The sequence below is a fragment of the Marinimicrobium sp. UBA4209 genome, from assembly GCF_002381585.1.
Lineage (GTDB): Bacteria > Pseudomonadota > Gammaproteobacteria > Pseudomonadales > Cellvibrionaceae > Marinimicrobium > Marinimicrobium koreense.
The window spans coordinates 1-26,110 of the sequence record NZ_DFTP01000036.1 but is presented as its reverse complement, the minus strand read 5'-3'; the positions used below and the strand labels follow the sequence as shown (position 1 = coordinate 26,110).

The 26,110-nt window shown below is 62.3% G+C and carries 21 protein-coding genes and 1 tRNA gene; 9 read left to right on the top strand and 13 right to left on the bottom strand.

What is annotated here, in order from left to right:
- Positions 1 to 32: 32 nt before the first annotated feature.
- The 5 genes from B3187_RS05260 to B3187_RS05240 all read right to left on the bottom strand — a co-directional run bounded on the left by B3187_RS05260 (position 33) and on the right by B3187_RS05240 (position 6,607).
- The gene (locus tag B3187_RS05260) at positions 33 to 1,448 is read right to left on the bottom strand and encodes an efflux transporter outer membrane subunit (protein WP_286804950.1); all 1,416 of its coding nucleotides are present in this window, start codon (positions 1,446 to 1,448) and stop codon (positions 33 to 35) included.
- Entirely contained in the window at positions 1,441 to 4,578 is a 3,138-nt protein-coding gene (locus B3187_RS05255) for an efflux RND transporter permease subunit (protein WP_286804949.1), read from the bottom strand. The genes B3187_RS05260 and B3187_RS05255 overlap by 8 nt, the downstream gene beginning before the upstream one ends.
- Positions 4,579 to 4,581: 3 nt before the next feature.
- A complete protein-coding gene (locus tag B3187_RS05250; protein ID WP_286804948.1) occupies positions 4,582 to 5,742 on the bottom strand; it encodes an efflux RND transporter periplasmic adaptor subunit in 1,161 nt (386 codons plus the stop codon).
- Between the two features lie 69 nt (positions 5,743 to 5,811).
- Positions 5,812 to 6,426: a TetR/AcrR family transcriptional regulator gene (locus B3187_RS05245; protein WP_286804947.1), complete on the bottom strand. Its 615-nt coding sequence runs from the start codon at positions 6,424 to 6,426 to the stop codon at positions 5,812 to 5,814.
- 104 nt (positions 6,427 to 6,530) lie between these two features.
- Positions 6,531 to 6,607: transfer RNA gene (locus B3187_RS05240), tRNA-Ile, on the bottom strand.
- Positions 6,608 to 6,802: 195 nt separating this feature from the next.
- On the opposite strand from B3187_RS05240, the gene B3187_RS05235 reads away from it, so the two are divergent.
- The 4 genes from B3187_RS05235 (at position 6,803) to B3187_RS05220 (ending at position 11,351) form a co-directional block, all read left to right on the top strand.
- Positions 6,803 to 7,681, top strand: coding sequence for a DUF3014 domain-containing protein (locus tag B3187_RS05235; RefSeq protein WP_286804945.1), 879 nt, complete (start codon positions 6,803 to 6,805; stop codon positions 7,679 to 7,681).
- 227 nt (positions 7,682 to 7,908) lie between these two features.
- Positions 7,909 to 8,808 carry an N-acetylglucosamine kinase gene (gene nagK, locus B3187_RS05230; protein ID WP_286804943.1) on the top strand — a complete coding sequence of 300 codons (900 nt, stop codon included), beginning with the start codon at positions 7,909 to 7,911 and terminating at the stop codon, positions 8,806 to 8,808.
- Between the two features lie 38 nt (positions 8,809 to 8,846).
- Complete coding sequence (locus B3187_RS05225; protein ID WP_414673678.1) at positions 8,847 to 10,187, top strand: sugar MFS transporter; 1,341 nt, start codon at positions 8,847 to 8,849, stop codon at positions 10,185 to 10,187.
- Between the two features lie 72 nt (positions 10,188 to 10,259).
- A complete protein-coding gene (locus tag B3187_RS05220; protein ID WP_286804941.1) occupies positions 10,260 to 11,351 on the top strand; it encodes an acyltransferase family protein in 1,092 nt (363 codons plus the stop codon).
- Between the two features lie 77 nt (positions 11,352 to 11,428).
- On the opposite strand, the gene B3187_RS05215 is transcribed toward B3187_RS05220, so the two are convergent.
- Positions 11,429 to 12,400 (bottom strand): DUF4382 domain-containing protein, encoded by a 972-nt coding sequence (locus B3187_RS05215; protein ID WP_286804940.1) that lies wholly within the window; start codon positions 12,398 to 12,400, stop codon positions 11,429 to 11,431.
- 209 nt (positions 12,401 to 12,609) lie between these two features.
- Between B3187_RS05215 and B3187_RS05210 the strand changes: the two genes are divergently transcribed.
- Together B3187_RS05210 and B3187_RS05205 are read left to right on the top strand one after the other, a co-directional pair.
- A complete protein-coding gene (locus B3187_RS05210; protein WP_286804938.1) occupies positions 12,610 to 13,497 on the top strand; it encodes a DUF6502 family protein in 888 nt (295 codons plus the stop codon).
- A complete protein-coding gene (locus B3187_RS05205; protein ID WP_286804937.1) occupies positions 13,494 to 14,987 on the top strand; it encodes a DUF5666 domain-containing protein in 1,494 nt (497 codons plus the stop codon). Before B3187_RS05210 ends, B3187_RS05205 begins: the two co-directional genes overlap by 4 nt.
- Here B3187_RS05205 and nagA read toward each other — a convergent pair whose 3' ends face one another.
- The 7 genes from nagA to B3187_RS05170 all read right to left on the bottom strand — a co-directional run bounded on the left by nagA (position 14,988) and on the right by B3187_RS05170 (position 21,993).
- Positions 14,988 to 16,130 (bottom strand): N-acetylglucosamine-6-phosphate deacetylase, encoded by a 1,143-nt coding sequence (gene nagA / locus B3187_RS05200; RefSeq protein WP_286804935.1) that lies wholly within the window; start codon positions 16,128 to 16,130, stop codon positions 14,988 to 14,990.
- Positions 16,131 to 16,184: 54 nt separating this feature from the next.
- Positions 16,185 to 17,231: an SIS domain-containing protein gene (locus B3187_RS05195; protein ID WP_286804934.1), complete on the bottom strand. Its 1,047-nt coding sequence runs from the start codon at positions 17,229 to 17,231 to the stop codon at positions 16,185 to 16,187.
- Between the two features lie 161 nt (positions 17,232 to 17,392).
- Complete coding sequence (locus B3187_RS05190; RefSeq protein ID WP_286804933.1) at positions 17,393 to 18,433, bottom strand: LacI family DNA-binding transcriptional regulator; 1,041 nt, start codon at positions 18,431 to 18,433, stop codon at positions 17,393 to 17,395.
- A 108-nt stretch (positions 18,434 to 18,541) separates the two neighbouring features.
- A complete protein-coding gene (locus tag B3187_RS05185; RefSeq protein ID WP_286804931.1) occupies positions 18,542 to 19,825 on the bottom strand; it encodes an ATP-binding protein in 1,284 nt (427 codons plus the stop codon).
- Between the two features lie 27 nt (positions 19,826 to 19,852).
- Positions 19,853 to 20,551, bottom strand: a complete 699-nt coding sequence (locus B3187_RS05180; RefSeq protein WP_024462448.1) for a winged helix-turn-helix domain-containing protein — start codon at positions 20,549 to 20,551, stop codon at positions 19,853 to 19,855.
- Between the two features lie 31 nt (positions 20,552 to 20,582).
- Positions 20,583 to 20,960, bottom strand: a complete 378-nt coding sequence (locus B3187_RS05175) for a DUF3019 domain-containing protein (protein WP_123638971.1) — start codon at positions 20,958 to 20,960, stop codon at positions 20,583 to 20,585.
- A 40-nt stretch (positions 20,961 to 21,000) separates the two neighbouring features.
- Complete coding sequence (locus B3187_RS05170) at positions 21,001 to 21,993, bottom strand: MipA/OmpV family protein (RefSeq protein WP_170162926.1); 993 nt, start codon at positions 21,991 to 21,993, stop codon at positions 21,001 to 21,003.
- 293 nt (positions 21,994 to 22,286) lie between these two features.
- Here B3187_RS05170 and B3187_RS05165 point away from each other — a divergent pair, with 293 nt between their 5' ends.
- From B3187_RS05165 to B3187_RS05155, 3 genes are all read left to right on the top strand, one after another.
- The gene (locus B3187_RS05165; RefSeq protein WP_286804927.1) at positions 22,287 to 24,371 is read left to right on the top strand and encodes a beta-propeller domain-containing protein; all 2,085 of its coding nucleotides are present in this window, start codon (positions 22,287 to 22,289) and stop codon (positions 24,369 to 24,371) included.
- A gap of 16 nt (positions 24,372 to 24,387) precedes the next feature.
- Complete coding sequence (locus B3187_RS05160) at positions 24,388 to 24,837, top strand: DUF6174 domain-containing protein (RefSeq protein WP_123638968.1); 450 nt, start codon at positions 24,388 to 24,390, stop codon at positions 24,835 to 24,837.
- A gap of 171 nt (positions 24,838 to 25,008) precedes the next feature.
- Positions 25,009 to 26,109, top strand: coding sequence for a hypothetical protein (locus B3187_RS05155; protein WP_286804925.1), 1,101 nt, complete (start codon positions 25,009 to 25,011; stop codon positions 26,107 to 26,109).
- The last annotated feature ends 1 nt before the right edge of the window (position 26,110 follow it).

Sequence of the window (26,110 nt, the reverse complement as noted above, 5' to 3'; positions counted from 1 at the left end):
CGAAGCACGCATCCGCCGTTACCCAAACTTCGTTACGACCGCGGCATACTCCAACCGCCCCCCATCGCTTTGAACAACGTCGCCGTCGCCGCCAACCGGTCACTCATTGCCTGACTCAACGCCAACTCCGCGTCGAGCAAACCGCGCTGTGCGTCCAGTAACTCATAAAAGCCGATACTCCCGGCGTCGTATTGCAACTCCGCCAGTTCGAGTGTTTCCTCAATCGCTTCGGCCTGGCGACGCACCGCCTCTACACGACGGTCGGAGGTTTGATAAATGACCAGGGCATCCCGGGCGTCACGAAAGCCATTGGTAATCGCCAATTGGTATTGCGCTTCGGCCTGGGCAAGTTGCGCCTCGGCGCTTTCGATCCGCGAACGGGTGCGACCAAAATCAAACAGCGGGCCGGCCAGGTTGGCACCCACGCTCCACATTTCCGCGGGCGCGGTGAACAGGTTGTCGCTATCGAGCGCCACGCTGCCGCCCAGCGCCTGGAGGTTCAGGCTTGGGAAGCGCTGTGCCTTGGCGACCCCCACGCGGGCATTGGCCGCCACCAGAGCCTCTTCCGCCGCGCGAATATCCGGGCGACGTTGCAGCAACTCTGAGGGCAGAACCGCCGGTACGCTGTCGGGCAACTCGATCTCGGTCAGCTTGGCGTCACCGAAATCCAGTTCACTCAACAACTCCCTGGGACTGTAGCCCACCAGCATGGCCAGGGCGCTGCGTAACTCGTGTACGCGCTGCTCCTGTTGTGGCAGGCGGGCGCGGGTACTTTCCAGCGAGGCGCGCGCCTGGCGAATGCTCAGTGGGTTGCTCGCGCCACTTTCGTAGCGCACTTCTTCCAAGGCCAGCGTTTCCTCGCGTGTTCCCAGAGTTTCCCGGGTGATCGCCAGTTGCTGCTCGGCGGCGCGCAGGTTGAAGTAGGTGGTGACCACGTCGGTGATCAGGTTCAGGCGTACCGCTTCGGTGCCAAACACCGATTGCGCCAGCAGTGCGCTGGCCGCTTCGCGTTCGCGCGCCAGACGGCCCCAGAGATCCAGCTCATAACTTAGCACACCGTTTACCGAGAATTGGTTGCGGATTTGGCCGCCGCCCAATTCGGGCGGCATGACGGCTGCTGAGCCTTGCTCCCGAGTGGCGTCTGCCTGGGCGTTGAGTGACGGCCAGCGATTGGCTTTGCTGAAACCAAGTTCCGCGCGGGCCTGTTCGATCCGTTGGAGCTGCACTTGCAGCTCCAGGTTATCGTCCAAAGCGCGCTCGACCAGCGCATTCAGCGTGGCGTCGTCGAAGCGGGTCCACCACTGTTGCCAGTCGCCGGTGTCTTGCCCGAGCAGTTCGTGCTCGGGCCACTGATCGGGCAGGTCCGGTGTCTGAGCCTGATAATCCGGGCCCAGGGCGCAGCCGCTGAGCAGAGCGATGGCGGCGGCCAATGAGGTGAATTTACGCATTGTGCTCACCTCCGTTACGTTGTTTGCGGTTTTCATTCCAGGTCACCAGATCTTCCAATACTTTGTACGTCAGCGGTACGAACAGCAGTGCCAGAGAGCTGGCCAGTACCATCCCGCCGACCACGACGGTACCGATCTCCTGGCGACTCGCGGCACCGGCACCGGTGGCGAAGACCAGGGGCAGCGAACCGATGATAAAGGTCGCGGCGGTCATGATGATGGCGCGGAAACGCTGCCGGGCGGCGGTCATGGCCGCTTCGGTGGAGCTCATGCCTTCACGGCGGTTCTGCGCGGCGAACTCGACAATCAGAATGGCGTTCTTCGCCGCCAGACCGATCAGCACCAGCAGGCCCACCTGGAAGTAAATGTCATTCGGGTAGCCGCGCAGCAGCGATGACAGTGCCGCCCCAAGAACCCCAAAGGGAATGGCGGTGGCCACGGCAATCGGCAGCGTCAGACGCTCGTACTGTGCGGCGAGAATCAGAAACACCATCAGCAGCGCCATACCGAAGGCGGCGGTACCGGAACCGGCGGCGGCATCCAACTGGTAGGCCTCGCCGGTCCAGCCGATCTGAATGTTGGCGGTCTGACCGATGTCGTTCACCACCGCTTCCAGAGCGGTCTTGGCCTGGCCGGTGGTAAAGCCCGGCGCCGGGTCGGCCATCAGTTTGGCCGCCGGATAGATGTTGAATCGGTTGATGATGTCCGCCCCGGCGGTGCGCTCCAGTGTGACCAGTGAGCTCAGCGGAATCCGCTCGCCACTGTTAGAGCGCACGTAAATATGACGCAGGTCGTCGGCCTGGTTGCGGTACTCGCCCTCGGCCTGCATGTTCACTCGCCACAGGCGACCCTGGTAGGAGAAGTCGTTGATGTAGGAGGAGCCCATGGTGGCTTGCAGTGTGCTGAACACCGTGTTGATGGGTACACCCATCGCTTTGGCTTTTTCCCGATCGACTTTTGCATCGAAACGGGGAATGGAGGTGTCCAGGGTACTACGCGCATTGGTCAGCTCCGGGCGAGCATTTGCCGCGGCGATAACCTGCTGCGTCAGTTCGTTGATGCGCTTGGGGTCGGAGCTGTCGCGCACCTGCAGGTAGCCTTCCACACCACCGGTGAGGGACAGCCCCTGAATGGGCGGCGGGGTAAAGGCAATAACATTGGCTTCCTGAATGCCCATGCCCATACCGATCACTTTGCCCGCGATATCCGAGGCAGCCTGTCCATCACCTTGACGCTCATCCCAGGGGGCCAGATTAATAAAGCCCGCCAGGGCATTGCTGCGCAGTGAGCCGGCCACAATGTCGAAGCCGGCAAAGGCGGTGAAATCCTGTACTTCATCCAGGGAGAGCACCTGTTGCACCAAACGGTCGCGTGCTTCTTCTGAGCGTCCCAGCGCGGAGGCCGGAGGCAGGTGAGCCACTGCGAGCGCCACGCCCTGATCTTCCTGGGGTACCAGGCCGGAAGGCATGCGGCTGAAGGAGAACACAGTGACGACGCAGAAGAAGGCCAACAGACCCAGGCCAATGACCCAGTGCTTGAGCAGCTTGCCCACCAGATTGACGAAACCGTTGGTCAGGCGCTCAAAGGCGTTGTTGAACAGCTGGAAAGGTTTGCTGACATCGTGGGCTTCTTTATCCAGCAGCAGGGCACACATGGCCGGCGTCAGGGTCAGTGCCACTACGCCGGACACCACCACCGAGACCGCAATGGTCACCGCAAACTGTCGATACAGCTCACCACTGAGGCCGCCCAGGAAAGCCACCGGCGCGAACACCGCCACCAGTACCAGCGTGGAGGAGATTACCGCTCCGGAAACCTGCTTCATGGTTTCGATGGAGGCATCGCGGGCTTTCATGCCCTGCTCGACAATCAAGCGTTCGACGTTTTCCATCACGATAATGGCGTTGTCCACCACGATCCCGATGGCCAGCACCAAGCCAAACAGGGTCAACATATTTACCGAGAATCCCATCGCCTGCATGCCGGCGAAGGTGCCGATCAGCGAGACCGGAATGGCCGCCACGGGAATCAGGGTGGCGCGAATGTGCTGCAGGAACAGGAAGGTCACCAGGACAACCAGCACCACCGCGATCAGCAGCGTCAGGATCACCTCGTTGACCGATACCTGGACAAACTCCGTGGTGTCGTAGGGCACCTTGTAGGCCATACCGGCCGGGAAATCTTTGGCGATTTCATCCAGTGCGTCATAGAGCCGCTCGGAAGTTTCCAGAGCATTGGCGCCGGGCTGAAGGTAAACCCCCATCGGCACCGCCGACTCACCGTTGTAGGTGGCGGAGAAGTCGTAGCGCTCGGATCCAAGCTCCACGCGCGCCACATCTTTCAGGCGCAGGCTGGCGCCCTGGCTGTCGGTGCGCAGTGCAATCTGTTCAAACTCCTCCGGTTCTACCAACTGGCCACGGGTTGAAACACTGAAGGTAAAGGCCTGATCCTCCGGGGAGGGTTCCGCCCCGATTCGACCCGCCGCATACTGCGCGTTCTGATCCCGAATGGCAGCGCCCACTTCGGCCGTGGTCAGGTCGTATTCCGCCAGCTTGGCCGGGTCCAGCCAGATGCGCATGGAATAATCCTGCGCACCGAACAGCGATGCATCACCGACGCCTTCCAGACGCACCAGTTCGTCCAGCACGTTGAGCAAAGCGTAGTTGCTGATATCCAGGGTGCTCTGAGTACCATCTGGCGAGTAGAGCACCGGCACCATCAGGATGTTGGTTGAGCGAGATTCCACTCGCACACCCAAGTCTCGGACAATCTGCGGTAGTCGCGGAGTGGCCGCCTGAACCCGGTTGTTGACGTTAATGGCGGCCTGATCCGGATCCGTGCCCATGGCAAAGGAGATGGATACCTGCAGGGTACCGGCATCGGTGCTGGTGGACTCCATGTAGATCATGTCATACACACCGTTGATTTCCTGCTCCAGTGGGGCCGCGACCGATTCGGCCAAGACCTCGGCGCTGGCACCGGGGTAGGTGGCGCTCACCACGACCTGTGGCGGTACCACGTTCGGGTACTGCTCAACCGGGAGCACCCGCAGAGAGACAATCCCCGCGATGATAATAATGATCGAAATGACCGACGCGAAAATCGGCCGGTCAATAAAGAAGCGCAACATCAATTAACCCTCCTGGTCGCTGGCATTTTGGTCGACGTTGGTGACTTGCACGGCGGCGCCGTCACTCAGTGCCACCTGACCATTGATCACCAACTGGCTGCCGGCCTCGAGTCCTTCAAGGATGAGCTGGCGACCATCGATTACCGGGCCCAGCTTCACGGTGTGGGCGGCGGCGGTGTTGTCTTCATCGATGGTGAACACTTGAGGGCCTTCCGGGCCCTGGCCCACGGCGGTGGGGTCCACCAGGATGGCGTTGTCGTAGTCCGCCAGAGCCAGGCGAATGCGCACAAACTGGCCGGGAATCAGCTCGCTGTCCGGGTTGGGGAAAACCGCGCGCATCTGCACACTGCCGGTCATCGGGTCGATGCGACGATCGGCGAAATCCACCTGGCCGGCGCGGGCATACTCACTGCCGTCGGGCAGCACCAGGCGGGCCTCTCGCTCGGAGTCGTCGTCCCGGAGCGCTTCACGGGCGACGCGCTGGGCGGTGGCGTCTTCCTCGGGCAGAGCGAAATAAATGTGCACCGGGTCGTGCTGAACAATATGGGTCAGAACGGTGCCGGCCTCTACCAGGTTGCCCTCGGTGAGCGCTTCCATACTGGTCAGGCCGGACACCGGGGCCTCTACCCGCGAGTAGCGCAACTGGCGACGGGCATTGCTCAGGGCGGACTCGGCCGCCTCCAGGCGGGCATCGGCGGCGCGGCTGTCGGCGCGGGCCTGATCGCGCTCGCGCTCACTGACCGCATTGCGCTCGAACAGACCTTTCACCCGCTCCCATTCGCGCTCGGCACGCAGTTGCTGAGCCTCGGCACTGGCCAGCTCGGCTTCGGCGGCTTTTACCGCGTCCTGATAGGTGTCGGGCTCGATCTGAAACAGCGTCTGCCCGGCTTCCACCGCCGTGCCTTCTTCGTAATTGCGCGACTCCAGAATACCGGACACCCGGGCGCGCACACTCACTTCGGTGGCGCCGCGTACCCGGCCCGGGTACTCCACCTGATGTTGCGCGGCTTGCGCCTGCACTTCGGTGGTGGTCACCGGTGAGGGTGGGCGCTCCTGCTGGCCACCCTGCTCGGAGCTACAGGCACTGACCAACAGGGCAAGCGCGGACAGGGCCAGGCCCCGGCGCAGTAATCCGGCGGATGGACGGGAAGTGGGGTACATCATGGTAATAAGCTCCGTTTGATAACAGCGTTAAAAACAAAAAGGTAAAGAGAGTGGCGCCAGTAACGGCGGTCAGTGCTTGAGAATGCCGTGCAGGTAAATATCGAAAATCCGGTCAAAGCGCTCACTGAGCGGTCGACGGGGCAAGGGCGTGTGGCTGAGCACCACCGCGCCGTGCATCATGTCCCCGCACACCTCCATCCACTCCTGGGCGTCGATATCGCGCACCGGGTGGCGCTCGGCGATGCGCTCGAACATGTCGACCCAGTCCTCGCGCCCGGCGAGCATGTAGGAGAAGTACAGGGAGTTCTGGCATTCGCTGCGAAATTCCGCCCGCTCCTGAATGAACAGCTCAATCAGCTCCGGGTTCTTCTCGAAGTACAGCAGGTAGGCGCGCATGCCTTCGCGCAGCTGCTCCAGCGGGTCCTCGGGTTGCTCGCGAGCGTGCTCGATGGAGGCCTTGAGAGTCTCCAGATTAAAGCGCAGGGCCTCGGTAAACAGCGCCTCTTTGGTGGGGAAGTAACGGTAGACCGTACCTTTCCCGACCCCGGCGGCATCCGCCACGGCCTGCATATCGGCCACCTGGTAGCCCCGCTCGGCAAAAATACGGGTGGCTACGGTCAGAATCTCTTCGCGCCGCTGCTCGGCGGATTTGTGCACGCGTTTGGGCTTTTCCGGGTCGGTCATAGGGCTCTCGCTAATAGGACGGACTGGTCAGTCCGTTAATGATACGAGCCAGCACGACTCCGGATCAATCAAAGGAGTGTCAATAAACGTTAAGTCAGGGAGAGTGGTGGGCCCTGCTGGACTTGAACCAGCGACCAATCGATTATGAGTCGACTGCTCTGACCAACTGAGCTAAGGGCCCTATAGGGGAGGCGGGCATTATAAAGACAAGGGGCGAGTGTGACCAGCCCAAAGCGGGTCGTTTGATCTGCTTGTAGAGCCGGGACGGATACTGTGCTACAAATAAAGGAGACGAATGAACTGGCGGCGGTATCCTCCAGTCCAAGAACGGACCACGCAGGTGCAGCCTGCGGGCATTAACCAGAAAGGTGGGAATATGGCGAACGATGAGCATTCAACACCGGAAGCACAGCCGGGTAATCGAAAGCCCACCGCGACTATCGCCCTGGTCGTTATTGTCGTGGTGGTGATTGTGGCTCTGAGCCTGTACTTGTTTGGCCGGGAAGATGAGCCGGAACCGACACCGGAGCCGGCCCCTCCGGTTCAGCAGCCCGAACCGGAGCCTGAGCCAGCGCCCGAACCGGAACCTGAGCCGGCGCCTGAACCCGAGCCGGAACCTGAGCCCGAGCCGGAACCGCTGCCGGAGCTGGATCAGAGCGATGAGCCAGCGCTCAATGAGCTGGAAGAAGCCACCGGCAATGACGACGTCGAGCGTCTGCTGGTCAACGAAGAGTTGATCCGCAAGGTGGTACGTGCCGCGGCGGCCGCCCGTGATGGCAAAGTGGTGCATGAATATCGCCCGGTGGTATCGCCACCGCCGCCCCTGGCCGTGGCGAAGGTCGGTGAAGCCCGTACCGACGCCGAGCAGGAATATCGACTGCTGGAAGAGAACTTTCAGCGCTATGATGCCTACGTTGCGCTCTTGACCGAGAGCGACCCCGAGCAGGTGGCAGGCTGGTATCAGCGCTACCGCCCCTTGCTGGAGGAGGCGTTTGATGAGCATGGCGTCAATAATGGAACCTTCCACGAGGTCGTGCTCAACACCATCGATGAGCTGTTGGAGGCGCCGGAGCCCCCCGGCGACATTCGTCTGCACCGGCCCAAAGTCTTCTACGAGTACCGGGACCCCGAGCTGGAAGCGCTGACGGACTTGCAGAAGTTGATGATTCGCATGGGGCCGGAGCATCACCGGGCCGTCAAACAGGCTCTGCGGGCCCTGCGCGATGAACTGGAGGCGCTGCCGGAGTCTGAGTGACCGGCTGGGCATGTTGGAAGAGCGGACCGGGCCGATGTCGCATCGGCCCGGTTTTTTTGTGGTCAGGGAAGGCAAAAAATTTGTTTGACAACGTTGTCCCGAGCAATTACAGTGAGTCTTCCAGTATTGTTCGCTGGAACTCTCTCTCACCTCTTGCGGGGTCGGCGGCGAAGCCCGCCCCCGCTTTTTTCAGCGGTGGGTTGTGATACAGAATAAGAGGTTGTTTTATGGTCAGTGCCCCAACCAATGAGCACTACTTTCTGGGAATTGATGGTGGCGGCAGCAAGTGCAAAGCCAGCATAGCGGACGCCCGTGGGCGGGTCCTTGGCAGTGCTCTGGCGGGGCCGGCCAACCCCCTGCACGGCGTTGAGCAGACGTTGCAATCCATCGAGAGTGCGGCGCGCCGCGCGCTGAGCGATGCTGGCCTGCCGACTGAAACCCTCGGCCGTCTGGTGGCGGGCGCGGGGCTGGCGGGGGTGAATCTGCCCAGTCTTTATCGGGTCATCAGTGACTGGCCCCACCCCTTTGCGGCGCTTCATCTGACCACGGATTTGCGTATTGCCCTGCTCGGTGCCCATCAGCAAGACGAGGGGGCGGTCATCGTCACCGGGACCGGTTCTTGCGGTTATGTCCGCACCGCCGGCGTGGATCACCTGTTGGGTGGGCACGGCTTTCCCTATGGCGATCAGGGAAGCGGCGCCTGGATGGGACTGGAAGCGATCAAGGCGGTCCTGCTGGCGTCCGATGATCTCGGTCCAAAAACCCTACTGATCGAGAGTGTGGCGGAGCTGCTGCAGGCGCGGGGTCTGGCGATTGTCGAGCGGATGTCCGGCAAGCCATCCAGTGACTACGCCCGTCTGGCGCCGCTGGTCTTTGACGCCGCCGAGGCCGACGATCCGGTGGCGCTGGATATTCTTCGCAGCGGCGCGCACTACATCAGCGCCATGGCGCGCAAGCTGCTGGCGTATCAGCCGCCGCGGCTGTCACTGATTGGGGGGATGGCCGGGCGTCTGGAGACCTGGCTGGATCGGGATGTGGCCGAGCAATTATCCCGCCCCCTCGGGCCACCGGAAGCGGGAGCGCTGTTGTTTGCGCGCCAGCAGAGCGCACTGGCCAATACCGCCTGAACGCCATCAACACAATACGATAACAATTCTGAACGTCGATTCGCGAGGCTGCTATGACCACTGACACCACTGCCCGGGCTCCGGCCACTTCCAGTGCCCTCATTCCGATGACCATTATCGGGGTGCTGTTTTTCGTGTTTGGCTTTGTCACCTGGCTGAACGGTGCACTGATTCCCTTTCTGAAAATCGTCTGTGAACTCAATGAGTTTCAGGCACTGTTTGTCACCTTTGCGTTTTATATCGCCTATACCGTCATGGCGCTGCCCGCCGCGCTGGTATTGCGCCGCACCGGGTACAAGACCGGGATGGTCATCGGGTTGGCGGTGATGGCGGTGGGCTCGCTGGTGTTCATTCCCGCCGCCCAGTCCAGTCACTATGCCGTGTTTTTGTTGGCGCTGTTTATTCTGGGCACCGGGTTGACCTTGCTGCAGACGGCCGCCAATCCCTACATTGTGTGTATTGGTCCGCGCGAGAGTGCCGCCATGCGGATGAGCATCATGGGGCTGTTGAACAAGGCCGCCGGTGTGGTGGCTCCGGTGGTGTTTACGCTCTGGGTACTGACCGGCATGGACCAGTTCGATGAGGATGTGCTGTTGGCATTGAGCGCCGAGGCGCGTGCGGAACGCTTGGCGGAGCTCTCGAATCGCCTCGTGGTGCCCTATCTGTATATGGCCGGAGCGCTGCTGGCCTTGATGCTGTTTGTGCAGTTCTCATCCCTGCCGGAGTTGAACGTCGACGCCGAAAGTGACGATGAGGCCGGCGATAAGTTGGGCATCCTCAATCATCCCCAGGCGATTCTGGGTGCGATCGCGCTGTTCATGTACGTCGGGGTGGAAGTGATCGCCGGCGATACGATCGGGCTCTATGGGCGGCGAATGGATGTAGCGCACTTTGGTTCACTGACGGCCTACACCATGACGTTTATGGTCATCGGGTATGTGGTCGGCGTGCTGTGCATTCCCCGTTTTCTGAGTCAGGCCAGGGCGCTGACCGGGTCCGCCATTTTCGGGGTACTGTTTACCGTGGGGGTGCTGACCGGGTCCGGCGATAGCGACTGGATTGCTTCTATTCTTTTTGGCTGGCTGGGCATTCCCACGGTACCCAATACGGTCATGTTCCTGGCGCTGCTGGGGCTGGCCAATGCCTTGTGCTGGCCGGCGATCTGGCCCCTGTCGCTGGCGGATCTGGGCAAGTACACCAGTGTCGGCTCGGCGCTGTTGATCATGGGGATTGCCGGCGGTGCGGTGATCCCGCTGCTGTACGGCCATTTTGCGGAAAGCACCAGCAATCAGGCGGCCTACTGGGTCATGCTCCCCTGCTACGCCTACATTCTGTTTTATGCCCTGAAAGGGCACAAGCTGCGCCGCTGGAAATCCTGAGCGGCGCTTCCCCCTCTCCTCTGCTTGGCCGGTCCGCACTGTCGCGACCGGTCACTTTTTTGAGGTGTCTCTATGTCTGAAACTTCTGCCAATCGACGTTTCCTTGCCCTGGATGTCATGCGCGGGCTGACCCTCGCACTGATGATTCTGGTCAACACGCCCGGCTCCTGGAATGCGGTGTACGCACCGTTACTGCATGCCGACTGGCACGGTGCCACGCCCACGGATTACATCTTTCCCTTCTTTCTTTTTATCGTCGGTTCGGCCCTGTTTTTCTCGAGCCGTTCGCGTACCGCGCAGCCGGTGTCGGCGCGGTTGCTGAATATTGTGCGCCGCAGTGCCCTGATTTTTCTGATCGGTGTGTTGCTCAACGCGTTTCCGTTTACGGAAGGTGTGGCGACGCTGCGCATTCCGGGCGTGCTGCAACGAATCGCGCTCGCGTACCTGTTGGCCGCACCGATTGCCCTGTTTGTGCCGGGGTTGTGGCGGGCCGTGATCATGGTCGGCCTGTTGCTCGGTTATTGGGCGTTATTGCAGTTGGGGGATGATCCCTACAGCCTGCAGGGCTCGGTGGTGCGTCAGTTTGATCTGTGGGTATTCAGCGCGGAGCATATCTGGCAGGGCAAGGGGCTGGCGTTTGATCCGGAAGGCCTGTTGTCGACGCTGCCCTCGGTGGTGACGGTGCTGCTTGGCTTTGAGGCGACGCGCATTCTGGTGCTGGGTGCCTCGCGCTGGCGCAGTCTTGGGTTACTCGCTCTGGGCGGAGTGGTTCTGGTGTTGCTGGGCCTGGTCTGGCATCCGTGGTTTCCGATCAACAAATATCTGTGGACCAGTTCATTCGTGTTGCTGACCGGGGGCGCCGCGCTGTTGGTGTTGGTCGCCCTGGTGTTGCTGGAGTCATGGCCAGCGGTTAAGCCCGTATATCGGGGGTTCGCCATGCTGGGTAAGAACCCGCTGTTTATCTATGTGTTGTCGATCGTCCTGGCAAAAACCCTGTACCTGATTCCGGTGGGGGAGGGGTCGGCCTATCAGTGGTTGTATGCTTCCCTGGCGCAATGGTTCAGCCCCACCAATGCGTCGCTGTTGTTTGCCCTCCTGTTTGTCGCCGTGCACTGGCTGGTCGCCTGGTGGCTTGAGCGCAAGCGCATCGTCATTTCCATTTAAAACGGGTACGCAAAAAAAAGCCGCGAACCCCCAGAGTGTGGTTCGCGGCGCAAGCGGCGCGTCAGGCCAAAAAAACGTCAGGCGTCAGTCTGTTCTTCAGTCTGCTCTTCGGTGGTTTCGTCTTCTGCCTGGTCGATGGTGAAGTTCACCTCGGTGGTGGTGTCGGCTTCAACGGTGGCGTTGGCGGTACCGAAGAACACCAGTTCATCAACGGCTTCCGGATCGTCATCAACGGCACCGCAGGTGTAGGCCAGGGTGTAATCACCCTCGGACACAAAGCCGACTTCATAGCGGTATTCACCGTCCACATCAGACACCAGAGCGGTCGTCAGCGGGTCGGTTTCGGCACCGGATACATCGGTGGGGGTGACATCGGCACCGGAGTACACGTATACCGAGCCGGTCTGGTTGGCGGGGTCGGCGCACTGATCGACCAGTACCTCGGCGTCGACCTGTCCGGCAATGGTACCCACGGCGGTGTTGTCAATCAGGCGCAGTGCCGGCTTGAGGAAGGCGCCCGCCTGGCCGCCCGGCATGACTACCGATTTGCGCAGGTCAAAGTCAATGGTGAAGTTGGCGGTACCGCCGGCAACCACAGTGAAACCGCTGACCAGTTTCAGGCCGGTCTGGCTGCCACTGGGAACCCGCAGCTCCGGCATGGTGCCATCATCCAGCTCAATGTAAGAGTCCAGCACGCCATCGTGCTCGGCATTCACCGCCAGGCGGATCCACTCGTAGTCGCCAGCGGGCACGGTTTCATCGGTCAGCAGTGACTCGGAAGCAGAGCCCTGAAGAGACAGCAGATCGATGCTCTTGGGTTCGTCGAAGGTGAATTCCAGCGCTTCGCCGTCGGCGGGTTTCAGGGAGACGCCGGAAAATTCCACCACCACCTGGGCGGCGCTGTCGATGGGAGCGTCGGTCACGTTCAGGCTCAGGCGACCTTCGTTGCTGCCGGCGCTGTTGTCGTTGGAGCTGCCACCGCAAGCCACCAGGGTGGCCAGGGATGCGGCGAGCGCCAATTGCAGTGGACGTTTTTTGAACTGTGTCATCGATATCACCTCGTTAGGGTTGATGGAATCAAAGCCTTAATGCTGATCCGGGGAGTGCTAGGCAGGCCCCAAAAGGGAGCGCTTTGTTGCTCTGCGTCTCACCCGGATCGTCTCTGATGCCGTTTTTTGACACTATAGTCCCAAAAGTGGGTTATTCAATGTGATTCGTATCACATTTTTTGAATGTTTTTTGACGCTATAATCCCAACATGAGCGATAGAACCCAAAAAGCCCTGATTCGGGCGCTTTATCGAATGCTGCGTCCGATGGTGCGGTTGCTGTTGCGCCATGGGGTGTCTTATCGCCTGTTCGCCGATATCGCCCGCCATGTGTATGTCGATACCGCCCGGGAGGACTTCGCGATCCCGGGGCGCAAACAGAGCCTGTCACGCATGGCGGTATTGACGGGCATCAATCGCAAGGACATCGCCAAGCTTCAGGAACGCTCTCACCCTCTGTCCGATGCCCCCGCCGAACAACCGACGCCCGCTGCCCGGGTTATCACCGGCTGGCTGAATGACGTACGCTTCCACACCCCGGCCGGCGAGCCGGCGATGCTTCCGGTAGAGCGGGAAGATGCTGGGCCGAGCTTTACGGCGCTGGTGCGTGAATACAGTCGCGATGTCCCCGTGCGGGCCCTGCTGGATGAGCTGGAGCGCATCGAGGCGGTGCGGCGTACTGGTGAGGGCGTGTCGCTGTTGGCGAGAGGCTATATCCCCCTGGAAGACATGCAGGAAAATATCCGGATTTTTGGGACCGCGGCGGCAGATTTGATGGGCACCATGGATCACAATATTGCGAAACAGACACCGGGGCCATTTATTCAGCGCACGGTCTCCTACGTCAACATCCCGGAGGAGCTGCTTGAACGCATTCGCGAGCGCAGCGCCCGGGAGGGGCAGGCCTTTCTGCTCCAGGTGAATGATTGGCTGGCCGAGTGTGATCGAGACCAGTCCCCGGAGCTTGCGGGCTCCGGCCAGGTACGGGCCGGCATTGGCCTTTACTATTTTGAGCAACGAAATGACGAGCGTTCATTTCCGGGTACCGGAGTCATCTCCGGCCAGGAAAATGCGACGCCCAGAGAGGATGATGCATGAAGCGGCTTGGTGTGGTCAGTGCAACACTGGGAGCCCTGATGATGGCGGGGTGCCTGAGCGACAGTTCGTCCGTGGCGGGGATTGAGGGCACCGGCAGTCCGACCACCGTCAGTGGCAGTGTGACTGCCTATGGCAGCGTCTACGTCAACGGTCTGCACATCGAGATCGATACCGCCGACATCTCCGTTGACGGTCAGCCGGCCGGGGTCGATGACATCACCCTGGGCATGGTGGTGGATGTCGAGCTTGACCAGTTGCAGGGGCAGGATGCGGTTGCCGCAGCGGTCCGCTATAACCGCACCCTGCGCGGTCCGGTGGACGCTCTGGTATCAAGCAGCGATGTCCGGCGTGAAATTCAGATTCTCGGGCAGACTGTGGTGGTATATGACGATGTGCGCTTCGATGGCATTGCCTTTGACTCGCTGGAGCCTGGGGCCTACCTCGAGGTGAGTGGTCTGGTGGCCGCCGAGGGACAGTGGCTGGCGACCAAAGTCGCCAGTGCCGATCGGGGCCCACTGACCGCTCAGGGCCGGGTAGAAACCTGGCGAGCGGATCAGCAGCGCTTCCAGCTCGGAGAACAATCGGTGGACGTCTCGCAGGCTCAGGTCAGTGGCGATCTGGCTGAGGGGGACACGGTAGTCGTGCGCGGCGGCGAGCGGCGCGGCGAACTCTGGTATCCGGATCGCATTGAGTTGATCGAGCCGGCCAGACCCCAGGAGGGAGGACAGTGGTACCAGGAAGGGGTTATTGAGCGGTTCGTCTCACGGGAGGCCTTCGAGGTGAACGGTATCCCGGTGGATGCCAGCGGGGCCCGAGGGCTGTCGGACCAGATCGAGCTCGGAGAAGGCGTTCGGGTGATGGTGAGCGGCACCCTGCGCAATGAAAGCCTGGTCGCCGAGCGGGTACAGGTGTTGCGCCCTGGGATCAACCGGATCCGCGCCAGGGTGGATGCAATCGATCCGGACCGCGGAGAGGTCGTGTTACTCGGCGGCCGGTATCAGCTAACGGACCTGACCGCGTTTGAAAACCCGGCCGGTCGCGGCAACCCGCGTGAGGGTGTCAACCTGAACAGCCTGCGGGTCGGAGAGTGGTTGGAACTCTATGCCTACTATGAGGGCGAGTCCCGGGTGGTCACGCGAGTCCAGCGGCAACCGGGCTATGTTGATACCGTCGCTCTGTCTGGCCCCGTAACCGCGATCGACCGGGATAACCGGTGGTTGACGGTGCTCGGGGTGACCGTGGCCGTTGACGGGGCCGACGGTGAGGCGCTGTTCGATGAGCTGGCGCTGGGCGATTCGGTGTCGGTGACCGGGGATGCGTCGGGCTCCCATGTGACCGCGAGGTCGTTGAGTCGCCGCGATGTGCCGGAGGATGTGCGGGGCTGTCCGCCGCCGCTGCCCGGTCAGTGCGCTGCGGCGACCGGGCCGTCGACTGCGGCACAGTCGACTATGGGTCCGGCCGACGCGGAGCTGCTGCAGTTCCGGTTCTGATCAGAACTGCTGTGCCGCCCCGTCAATCCAGCTCTGTTTGACTCGCAGCTGGTCGTCGACGGCCAGCAGGCTGGCCCGGTACCCCGGTGCCAGCCGTCCCAACTCCCGATCCAGTCCGAGCATCTGCGCCGGGTAGAGACTCGCCATTCGCAGGGCTTCCTCCAGCGGCTGTTCCAGCTGCGCCAAGGTATTGCGCACCGCGCTGAGCATATCCAGATCCGAGCCCGCCAGGGTGCCATCGGCGGTGGCGCAGCGGCCGTTGTCGGCGTGAATGGTCTCGCCCTTGAGGGTGAACTGCTTGTGCTGCGCGCCGACCGTCGGCATGGCATCGGTGACCAGCACCATTTTGCCCCGACACTTGGCGGCGAGCGCCACTTTGAGCGTGGCGGCGTGCACGTGATAGCCATCGACGATCAGGCCACACCAACTGTCGGGATCTTCCAGCGCGGCGCCCACCACGCCGGGTTCCCGGCTGGTCATCGGGGTCATGGCGTTGAACAGGTGCGTGAAACTGCGTACCCCGGCGGCCAGGGCGGTGCGAGTCTGCGCGTAGTCGGCGGCGGTATGCCCGGCCGCCACCATGACCCCCCGCTGACTCAGGTCGCGAATCAGCTCCGGAGTGGTCCGCTCTGGAGCCAGGGTGACCAGGGTAAACCCGTTATCCAGTGAGCTCAGCAGGTCCACGGCTTCGGGGGTCAGGCGGCGGAACTTGCTCTCGTCGTGCACCCCCTTGCGGGCCGGATTCAGAAAGGGGCCCTCCAGGTGAATACCCAGTACCCCGGGCACACCGTCGGCGATGGCCTGATGGACCGCCGCAATGGCCCGGGCCACGATGTCCAGATCATCACTGATCAGGGTCGGCAGAAAGCCGGTGGTGCCGAACCGCCGGTGGGCGGCGCCAATGGTGCGCAGGGTGTCGATGGTGGGGGCATCGTTGAACAGGGCTCCGCCGCCACCGTTGACCTGGGTATCAATCAGGCCGGGAATCAGTCGGGTTCCGTGCAGGTCTTCCACCCGGTAGTCGGTCGGAACCTGATCCTCGGCGACCAGCCCCTTGATGAGGCCGCCGTCGAGCAGCAGGGCCCGGTGCTCCAGCCACTCATCACCGGTAAATATCGGAGCGCGGATCAATGCCTGCTTCATGTCGGGTCTCTCCTGGGCTTACCTTGTGCGCTTGGTGTTGTACCTTGCGCTGCGTTAGACGGTTTCGGTTACTTTGTTCAGGTGCGGTGGTTCATCGGGATGATACCCGCGCGCGATGGCCAGTGCATTGGCCATGCGGTAGAAACTCTGGATCGCCAGGATGGGGGCAATCACCGGGTGAGCCTCGGGGACCACCGGCAGTGTGTCGGCAAGGTCCGCCTCGCCGGCCACCAGAACCCGGGCGCCGCGCTGGCGAAACTCCTGAACCAGTGATTCAGTGCTCTCGCGGGTCTCGTCCTGCTGGGCGAAAACCAGCACCGGAAAGTTTTCGCCCACGATGGCCATGGGGCCGTGCCGGACTTCGGCGGCGCTGAAGGCCTCGGCGTGCAGGCCGCAGGTTTCCTTGAGCTTCAGGGCGGCTTCCTGGGCAATACCAAAACCGAGCCCCCGCCCGATCACAAACAGGTTGTGCACGGGGGTCAGCGCCTTCACGGCATCGGACCAGTCGAACGACCAGGCCCGGGCAAGCGCCTCGGGCAGTTGGCGCAGCTCTGCGCGCAGGGTCTCGCTGTCCGCCCACTCGGTGACCAGATGCAGCAGGGCCGAGAGGCTGGCGATATAGGATTTGGTGGCGGCGACACTCAGCTCCTGACCGGCCTGCAGAGGCAGCACCAGGTCGGCCATCTGTGCCAGGGGGGAGTCGGCGACGTTGACCAGCGCCAGGGTCAGTGCTCCGGCGGCCTTGGCACGCTCGACATTGGCGAGCAGGTCCGGGCTTTTCCCGGACTGGGAAATGGCGATGTATAGCACACCGTCCAGTTGCTGCGGGCGCTGATACACCGATCCGACCGAGGGTGCGGCGGAACAGGTGATCAGGCCGAGCTGGGTTTCGATCAGGTATTTGGCAAAAGTGGCCGCATGGTCCGAGCTGCCCCGGGCGCAGGTGACCACGGCGCGGGGGCGGTAGGCGCGCAGACGCTCGGCGGCGGCCTTGACCCGAGAGGCGTTGTCGCTGAGCTGGTGACTGACCACGGCCGCGGCTTCGCCGGCCTCGCGGTGCATCAGAGTCTGGTCCGGAGCGGGTAATGAGGCGGTGTTCATGGAAACTCCTGTCTTGATCCCGGCATGGGTCCCGGTAATCCGGTAAGCCATCACGGGATGAATGATGCGTAGTAGATGGTGCTGTTAGACAACGTTGTCTTTTGGGCTATTCTGCACGCGTCGAGGAGGAAAGTAAAGCGGTTTGCCCAGGGTGGCCGGCGTCAGGAGGACGCCGGGGTGCGAGACGGGGGCGGACAGGTGGAGTCACGCACCACCAACTGGGGGTAAAACCCTTCGCTGTCGGTGGGTTTGTCGCCCTTGCGGTGGCGGATCTGATGGACCAACAGCTCCGCGGCCGTGCGGGCGATATCCGCATTGGGCTGACGGGCCGTGGTGAGGTTGGGCCAGGCCTGGCGCGAGAAGGGGCTGTCTTCAAAGCCCACGATGGACAGGTCCCTGGGTACATCCACGCCCGCCAGACGGGCCGCGAACAGGGTGCCCGCGGCAATTTCATCGTTACAGGCAAATACCGCGGTGGGCCTCGGGGTCAGGGCCAGCAGTTGCCGGGTCCGCTTGACCCCGGATTCGAAGGCGTACTCACCCTCGATGATCAGCCGGGGATCGGCGTCAATCTGGTTTTCCTTCAGGGCCTGCTGGTAGCCCGCGAGACGTTCGACGCTGGATTTGTGCGCCTCTTCCCCGCCCAGAAACGCAATGTGTCTGTGCCCCAGGTCGATCAGGTACTGGGTGATGTTGTAGGCCGCCGTGCGGTCATCCACAAACACGCAGGGTGAAAGAGTGTCCGGCGGCTGGCTTCCCGACAGTATCCGCACAAAGCGGATGCTGCGCTCGGTCAGGGCTTCCAGAACCTGGGGCATCTCGGACATGGGGGGAGTGAGCACCAGCCCGCCCACGCGGCTGCGGTCCACCATGCCAAAAATTTCCTCCAGCAGCTCCGGAGACTTGGCGTCGCAGGGGTGGATCACCAGCTCGTAATCCTGGCGGCGGCACTCATCGAGAATACCGCGCTGCATTTCGATCACATAGTTGCTGTTGGGGTTGTCATAGATGAAGCCGATGGAGGAGGCGGCGCCGCGCAGTACCCGCGCCGACAGGTTGGGCTGGTAGTTCAACTCCTTGATGGCCTTCCAGACCTTGTCCTGAAGCTCCTGGCCGACCGTGCTTTCCCGGTTGATAACCCGGGAGACGGTTTTAAAGGATACCCCGGCGCGCTTGGCAACGTCTTTGATGGTTGGCTTCATTACCACAGAAATCCGCTTGGCTGGGTGGAGACGGCCGTCGTGGGCGGCCAAAGCCGGGCACTATAGCATATCCGACAATGGCTTGATCCCGGCCCGCCCATGGCGTTGTTACGCCCCACCTTGAGGGGGCCAGTGAAGTGTGAAGCGGGCACCGCCGGTGGTGGCGCTATCCACCCGCACGGTGCCGTGGTGCCACTGCATCACCCGGTGCACGATGGCGAGCCCGAGTCCGAACCCGGCACTGTGCAGCTCCGGGGCATCGCGCAGGCGGACAAAGGATTCGAAGATCCGCTCCCGCTCTTCCTCGGGAATGCCCGGGCCGTCGTCCTCCACTTGAACCTGGGTGCCATCGGCGGCCGTAGTCAGGGTGATATCAATCCGCTCTCGGGCGTAGCGCAGGGCGTTCTGCAGCAGGTTGTGCAGGGCGCGCTCCATCAGCGGCCAGTCGCAGGTCACGGGGGGTGGATGGGCCGCCGTGTGCAGGTAGAGGCGTGGCGGATGCTCCAGGTGCCCACTGAGGCGCTGCCACAGGTCCTGCAGCAGGCCGGGCATGTCGCCCGGAGTGAGATGCAGGGTGGGCTGTTGCTCGAAGCGGGCGTAGTGCAGCAGTTGATTGACCAACTGGTCCATCTCCGTCACATCCGCTTTCAGGCTCTGCAGCCGGTTGCCCAGCGTCTGCGGGTCGCTGTTGGCATCGGCCATCTCCAGGGCGAATTTCATGCGTGCCAGGGGGGTGCGCAGCTCGTGGGAGACCGCGTGAGTCATTTCCCGCTGGGAGCGCAGCAGGTCACGAATGCGCCGGGCCATCTGGTTGAACGCCTGGGCCAGGCGTTGCGCGGCGGAATGCCCCTGCAACTCCATCACGGCGGTTTCAGGGTTGCGTCCGAGGGCCTCGGCCTGTTGTTCCAGACGGTTCAGGTCCCGGGTCAGGGGCCAGAGCCAGAAGAACACCACGGCCGCCAGGGCGCCGTAGAAGAGCAGCGCCAGCAGGGCTTCGAAACGCCGGGAGGCATCGGGGGTGACTTCCCCGATGACGATGACCTGGGGGTGTTCGGCGAGCTTGCGGTAGTGGTAGAGGTTGCCGTTGGCGTCCTCGAATGACAGCGACTCGCCGGCTTGAAGGCGCTGCTTGATCGCCTCCCCGGAAATATCGGACAGCGGCACCAGGCGGACATCGGTCTGTCCTTCGCGTGCCAGCCGGTGCACGAGGCTGCGGGTCTGGTCGAGCGGTCGGCCGGCGCTGCTGTGTTGCAGTACCTCGGCGAGAATGGCGCCCGGCGCCTGGGTTGGGTGTTCGGCCTGGTAGGCGCTCCAGAGTTGATCCAGGGCCCACCCCAACCCCAGGGTTGCCAGCACGATGAGCAGGTAAAGCGACAGAAAGGCTCTTTTCATGTCATGGCTGCCGCCGGTTCAGGCCGTTCACTCCGCTTCCCAGGCGTCGGCGATAAACAGATAGCCCCGGCCCCAGATGGTTTTGATGCGGGCGGGATTGTCCGGGTTATCCCCGAGCTTTTTGCGCAGTTGGGAGACGCGCACATCAATGGTCCGGTCCATGCCATCATAAGGCCGCCCATAAAGCTCCCGGAACAGAAAATCCCGACCCACCACGTCCCCGGCGCGCTGGGCGAGCAACCACAGCAGGTCGAACTCGTGACTGGAAAGCTTGATGGGAGCGCCTTCGAGTTCGACACTGCGGGAGCCGCTGTGCACCTCCAGGGTGCCGAAGCTCAGGGTCTGTGGAGTGCTCGGAATGCCGGGCTCGATGCGCCGTAGCAGTGCCCGGATACGGGCGAGAAGAATCCGCGGCTCGGCGGGTTTGATCACATAGTCATCGGCGCCGAATTCCAGTCCGAGAATCTGGTCGGCATCTTCGTTGCGGGCGGTGAGCATCATGATCGGGCCGGTGAACGCCGGGCGCAGTTCCCGACAAAGGGTCAGGCCGTCTTTGCCGGGGAGCATGATGTCCAGAATCAGTAGATCCGGTTGCAGTTGACGGACCCGCTCCGGGACCCGGTCTCCGCGATCTTCCACCGCCACCTCAAAGCCGTTGTCGGTCAGGTAGTCCCGCACCAGGGCGGCAAGGCGGTGATCGTCTTCGGCCAATAGAATCTGTTGCATGGGTGTCCGGTTCGTCTGTTATTGGGAAGCGTCAGAAAAAATTCCAGGGCTTGCGTCGGCGAGAGCGGAATTCGGTGTACTCGCGGATCACTTCGAACAGTCGGCTGGCGAGCAACTGGTCGTCCCGCTCGGCGCGTAGCTGGAAGGTCATACTCTGTTCGGTGCGTGCCTCGTAGTGGTATTCGCCCTGGTCTTTTTCCCGCCAGCAGGCCAGGGGCTGCTCGCTCTGATCGACGAACAGACACAGGGCGTCGGGATAGTCACTGTGCCAGCGAATGTCGACCCGTTGCTCGCACAGCACCTGATTTTCCGCCAGAGCGCAGATGCTCGGTTTCAGCTCCAGCGCGCTGTCCGCCGCGCTGGCGCCGGCCACACACCAGCCCGCCAGGATCCACAGGGATTGGCGCATGGGGTTATTTTGGGTACTGCCACACCTCAGTTGCCCGAGTTTAAAAATGGTATACGCCCCCGACGAAGATTTGCATCACCTTATTCTGGTCAGTCAGGGGGCTGTGGCGAACGGCTTCGCTCAGGTGCTCGTACTGAACGCTGGCCAGCCAACGCCATTGTTCGTTTACCGGTCGGTTCCAGCTCAGCCGCACAAAGGGTGCCGTGCCGCTACCGGGGCGGTAGGCGGGACGGGCACCACTCGATTCCCCCTGGGTGACGCCGTAATAGTATTCCATCACCTCGGCGCTTTTCCAGCTGAATCCGAGGCTGATGCCCAATTGGTTGGCGTCCCGGCGGGTTCCGGTGCTGACTGCAAACCGGAGCTCTTCGCCATTGTGCACACCACTGACATCGGACAGCGCCTGGAGCTGCCACTGAAACCGGCCGAAGTCACCGGAGGTTTCCACTCCGGCCAGGGCGGCGATATTCCGGTCCCGGAGCGGGGGCGGTGATACCTGCGTGGGTTCGGGGTTGGCCGGGGCCGGGCTTTCCTGCTCCCGCTGATCCTCCTGCGGGCCCTCGAACGCGTCCTCATCGGCGACCGCCGGGGGTTCGGTGGGCGCATCGGGCGCTGGGCTGAAGTTGGCGCCCAGGGTGTTCAATCCGCCCTGGAGAAAAAAGCGGCCCCAGTCGTCCTCAAAGAAGTACAGGCCATCACCGCTGGGGGTGATCAACAGGTTCACCATCCAGTCCCGCCGATCGACCAGGGTGTAGCCCAGGTCCAGGTTGTCAAAGAAGAATCGCTTGCCGTAATAGGTGACCTGGGGAATCAGCACCAGCGGCACATCATCGGCGCCGGCGATCGGGTTGGTGCGCAGTCCGGCGCCCAGCGCCAACTGGATGTCCCAGGTGCCGGTCGCGACACAGCGGGCGCTGCTGTGTTCGCAGTGCCCCGCGTCGTCGTCCGCCAGGCTGGGCGACGCCAGACTCGATGCCAGCAGCAGTGCCGCCAGAGGGCAGGCGCGGACCAGGATGTCAGTTAAGCGCGTCATCAGATCGATACTACTCTCATTTCGGGGGGTGAGTTTATCACCGAAGGTGCACGCGTGACCTTCGGGCGGAGCTGTCGAGTCTTCAGTGTGCCTGTTGTACCGGGAAAAAGCCGTCATGCCTTTGTGAGAGTGTGTAAAAACCTGTAAGCCGTGGCGCTCTTCGTCCCGCAGCCGCCGCAGAGTTACACAAAATTACACTCTTTCGCAGTTGCGCTACAGAAACCGGCCGCCCGTGGGGCTAGAGTGAAGGGATGATGCCATAAACCCCACGACTTTTTTGAGGATGGATTCGCATGAACATTCGTTCAATGACTTTGTGCGCTTTGGCGGCCAGCCCGATGCTGCTGGTGGCTTGCGGTGGTTCAAACGGCGATGGAGAGGGCCCGGGCCGATACGATACCGATTACCGTCAACTCCGCTGGGCGGATCCCGACCTGGAGCCGCTGACCAATGAGCATTCACCGGAAGCCGTGTCGCAGTTCGTGCGCAACGGGCTGCGCTTGCAGATGCGCGCCGGTGACTATAACTGGGCCGAAGAGGGCGGCGTGGCGATGCCCGATGTATCGGACAACGCCGCGGAGGGTGGCGACGATTATTCCCGCACCAACGTGCACGTCGAGGGCGTGGATGAGGCGGACCGGTTGAAGTATGACGGCCGTTACCTCTTTGTTGCCGAGTCGCCCCAGTCCAGCTATCACCGTTTTGCCGAGAGTGTGGCGCTGGATGAGGCGGCCGGTGATGACGGGTCAGTGCCGGAGCCGCCGCCGGTTCAGGCGCTGCGCATCTATGAAACGGACCCGGAACAGGCCAGAGCCACTTACATCATGCGCTATGAGCTCGAACGGGACGCCGACTCGCCCCTGGTGCTGTCCCAGCTTTATACCCTGGAAGACGGTGACGCCACCGAGGCGGTCGTGGCCCTCAGTGACAGCCGTTATTACTACGGCGGCTGGGGCTGGATGGGCATGCCGGAGATTGCGCTGCAGGAGGGCCATACCCGGGTCGAGCTGGTGGACGTCCAGTCGCCGGAGAACCCTTCGATCCGCTGGTCTCTGGAAGTGGAGGGGACGCTGCTCAACAGTCGGAAGATCGGCGATGTGCTGTACCTGGTGTCCCGCAGCAGCCCTTACATTGAGGGGCTGGAGCCCTATGCGGGTACCGATGAAGCGCGCCAGAACAACGAACGCTTGATCAGCTCCACCCCGATGTCTGATCTGCTGCCCGGCTATCGCGTGGATGAGGCGCCGGAGCAGCCGCTGGTGAGTGAAGGGGACTGCTATTTGCCGGAAACATTGAACCCCGATGAAGGTTTCGCCGACATAGTGACCGTGAGCGCCTTCAATCTACGGGAGCAACGTCTGGTGAGCGCTGTCTGTGTCAACGCGCATTTGAGCGGGCTGTACATGTCACTGGACAGCCTTTATCTGGGAACCCGTGCCGGACTATGGCGGGAGGAGAAAACCGGGCTGCACAAGTTTGCCATTGCCGGGGGCGATATCCGCTATCGGGGCACCGGGCTGGTACCGGGACAACTGAACTGGTCGGACCCCTCCTTCAGCATGAACGAGGCGCAGGGTTACCTGCGGGTGGTGACCACCGTGTGGGAGGACTGGAGCGACCCGGAGCACTTTCTGCATGTGCTGAAAGAAGCGTCTGATTCCGACAGTCGCACCCTGGACGTGGTGGCAAGGCTGCCCAATGACGCCCAGCCGGCGCCGATCGGCAAGCCGGGAGAGGATATCTACTCCGTCCGTTTCTTGGGAGACCGGGCCTATATCGTCACCTTTGAACGCATCGACCCGCTGTATGTGCTGGATGTCTCAGATAATGAAAACCCCTCGGTGCTCGGGGAACTGGAGATTCCGGGTGTGTCCAATTACCTGCACCCCGTGGGTGAGGGATACCTGGTGTCCGTGGGCCAGGAAGCCGATGAAAACGGCGGTTTCGGCGGGGTGAAAGTTGAACTGTTTGATGTGCGCGATGACCTGAACCCGGTCAGCGTCGAGGCCGTTGAGTTGGGTGGCTCCGGGAGTTGGAGCGAGGCGTTGACCGACCTGCGGGCGTTCAATTTCCTCCCGGTCGGCACGGATCAGTTACGCTTTACCGTTCCGGTGACCCGCCGCGACGGTTACCGCTGGCTGGATTCCGGACTGTTTTTGTTTGAGGTCAACGAGCTGACCGGTACCCAGGCCACGCTGGAGACTCGGGAACCCTTGATCGTGGAGTCGGCGACCGGCTCTGGTTATGAGTATCCCATGGGGGGCGGCAGTGACCGCAGCCGGATGCATGGCGATACCGTGTACTACCTGCACGGCAATGACATCTGGGCGCGTGACTGGGATGAGCCGGAGTCGCTCGAAGGGCCTTTCAGTTTCTGACACAGGGGAGTGATGCATGATGCACAAAGTGATGATTTCCATGAACATTGCGTCCAACGGCCAGGCTCGGGAGCCAGAGGCGCTGTTGGAGCTCCGGCGTCGCGTCCGGGACGTGAGTGCCAGCCCGGAAGAGGCGCTCCACACACACTGGCAGCTCTGGCAGATGAGCGGGTTCGATGCCTATCAATTCACGCTCAGCCGATGCGGCTCGGTAGGATGCAACGACATCCGGGTCAGAGTGGCGGCCGGCGCGGTTGTGTCGGCGCATGAGCTGGGCACCGGCAAGGCCTGTTCGACCGCCGAGGTGGGCACCGTGGATGACTATTTCCGCTGGATCGAAGCAGAGCTGTACCGCAAACCCCGGACACCTCAGGCGGTCTATCACCCGCTGTATGGCTACCCCCTGAGCTTTTCCCTGCAGGCGGCCCACGACAGCCGGCGGGCATTGGAGCGTCAACTGGCCTAGCGCAATCACCTCAGACAACCGGGGTCGGCGAGGGACCGGTTGAGCCGATGACCCGGGCGGAGGTTGTGCACCGGGCGAACATTTTATCCGCTAAACTGTCTTAGTACCGGTACACTGAAATGCAGATCCGGGCTTCCTCCGAGTCTGTCGGTGATTGCGAGAGGTGTCTCGATGCGCATACCTTGGGCCCCTGCGGCCTTTGTTCTGCTGCTCGGCGCCTGCAGCCACATGGAGCCCCTGCCTGAGTGGGTGCAGGCGCCTTCCTCCCGGGACCTTGAACAGGTCCTTTCCGGCGAGCTGTTGTTTGACGAGCCGCCCGCCGATAACGAATTGCCTCCCTATGACCTGATGACGCTCTCGCCCATGATGCGGGTGGTGGCGGAAGAAGTCGCGCTGCAATATCGCCACCCGGACCAGCGGGCGGAGGCGCTGCACCGGGCACTGCTGTCCTCCCCGATGGCCGGTGGGCTGGGCATGCGCTATACCGCGCTGAATACCACCACCGCAGCGCGTGCCTTTGAGCGGCGCGAGGTGAACTGCCTCAGCTTCACCCTGATGTATGTGGCCATGGCCCGGCACATCGGCCTGAACGCTGAGGTCAACGACGTGCAGGTACCGCCGGTGTGGGATTTTCGGGATGGCGAGTCTTTCCTCCTGTTCCGCCACGTGAATGCCAAGGTCATGCTGCCCCGCGGTGAGGAACTGGTGATCGACCTGGAAATGGAGCGTTACAGCCCGGTGTACGAGCAGAAAGTGATCGGTGACCGGGTGGTGGCCGCGCAGTTTTACAATAACCTGGGGATGGAGCGGGTGGCCGCCGGCGACCGACGCCAGGGCTTTCTGCACCTGCGCAGAGCATTGCAACTGGATGACCGGCAGAGCTACCTCTGGAACAACCTGGGAACCCTGTACAAACGCATGGGCGTGAATGGTGCCGCGGAAGTGGCCTACCGGCAAGGCCTGACACTGGCGCCGGGAGACCTATCCCTGATGAGCAATCTCGCCAGCCTGTACGAGGCCGAGGGTGAGACGGACAAAGCCGCGTATTTCCTGGAACGGGTGCGCAAGCATCGCAACAGTAACCCCTATTATCTGTATTCATTGGCTCGCGAGCAGCTTGCCAATGGCGATCTTGCCCAGGCCGAGCGATACCTGGAACAGGCGATTGCGCGCCAGGCCGAGGAGCCGAGGTTCTACGCCCTGGCAGCGGAGATCTATGACCAGCGGGCCTTGCCTGAAAAAGCGGAATTGATCTCCGCTGCCAGGGCGTAGA

Bases quoted from the DNA above. Each gene is read 5' to 3' on its own strand.
- B3187_RS05260 (WP_286804950.1), bottom strand. From the start codon at position 1,448: ATGCGTAAATTCACCTCATTGGCCGCCGCCATCGCTCTGCTCAGCGGC.
- B3187_RS05255 (WP_286804949.1), bottom strand. From the start codon at position 4,578: ATGTTGCGCTTCTTTATTGACCGGCCGATTTTCGCGTCGGTCATTTCG.
- B3187_RS05250 (WP_286804948.1), bottom strand. From the start codon at position 5,742: ATGATGTACCCCACTTCCCGTCCATCCGCCGGATTACTGCGCCGGGGC.
- B3187_RS05245 (WP_286804947.1), bottom strand. From the start codon at position 6,426: ATGACCGACCCGGAAAAGCCCAAACGCGTGCACAAATCCGCCGAGCAG.
- B3187_RS05235 (WP_286804945.1), top strand. From the start codon at position 6,803: ATGGCGAACGATGAGCATTCAACACCGGAAGCACAGCCGGGTAATCGA.
- nagK (WP_286804943.1), top strand. From the start codon at position 7,909: ATGGTCAGTGCCCCAACCAATGAGCACTACTTTCTGGGAATTGATGGT.
- B3187_RS05220 (WP_286804941.1), top strand. From the start codon at position 10,260: ATGTCTGAAACTTCTGCCAATCGACGTTTCCTTGCCCTGGATGTCATG.
- B3187_RS05215 (WP_286804940.1), bottom strand. From the start codon at position 12,400: ATGACACAGTTCAAAAAACGTCCACTGCAATTGGCGCTCGCCGCATCC.
- B3187_RS05210 (WP_286804938.1), top strand. From the start codon at position 12,610: ATGAGCGATAGAACCCAAAAAGCCCTGATTCGGGCGCTTTATCGAATG.
- B3187_RS05205 (WP_286804937.1), top strand. From the start codon at position 13,494: ATGAAGCGGCTTGGTGTGGTCAGTGCAACACTGGGAGCCCTGATGATG.
- nagA (WP_286804935.1), bottom strand. From the start codon at position 16,130: ATGAAGCAGGCATTGATCCGCGCTCCGATATTTACCGGTGATGAGTGG.
- B3187_RS05195 (WP_286804934.1), bottom strand. From the start codon at position 17,231: ATGAACACCGCCTCATTACCCGCTCCGGACCAGACTCTGATGCACCGC.
- B3187_RS05190 (WP_286804933.1), bottom strand. From the start codon at position 18,433: ATGAAGCCAACCATCAAAGACGTTGCCAAGCGCGCCGGGGTATCCTTT.
- B3187_RS05185 (WP_286804931.1), bottom strand. From the start codon at position 19,825: ATGAAAAGAGCCTTTCTGTCGCTTTACCTGCTCATCGTGCTGGCAACC.
- B3187_RS05180 (WP_024462448.1), bottom strand. From the start codon at position 20,551: ATGCAACAGATTCTATTGGCCGAAGACGATCACCGCCTTGCCGCCCTG.
- B3187_RS05175 (WP_123638971.1), bottom strand. From the start codon at position 20,960: ATGCGCCAATCCCTGTGGATCCTGGCGGGCTGGTGTGTGGCCGGCGCC.
- B3187_RS05170 (WP_170162926.1), bottom strand. From the start codon at position 21,993: ATGACGCGCTTAACTGACATCCTGGTCCGCGCCTGCCCTCTGGCGGCA.
- B3187_RS05165 (WP_286804927.1), top strand. From the start codon at position 22,287: ATGAACATTCGTTCAATGACTTTGTGCGCTTTGGCGGCCAGCCCGATG.
- B3187_RS05160 (WP_123638968.1), top strand. From the start codon at position 24,388: ATGATGCACAAAGTGATGATTTCCATGAACATTGCGTCCAACGGCCAG.
- B3187_RS05155 (WP_286804925.1), top strand. From the start codon at position 25,009: ATGCGCATACCTTGGGCCCCTGCGGCCTTTGTTCTGCTGCTCGGCGCC.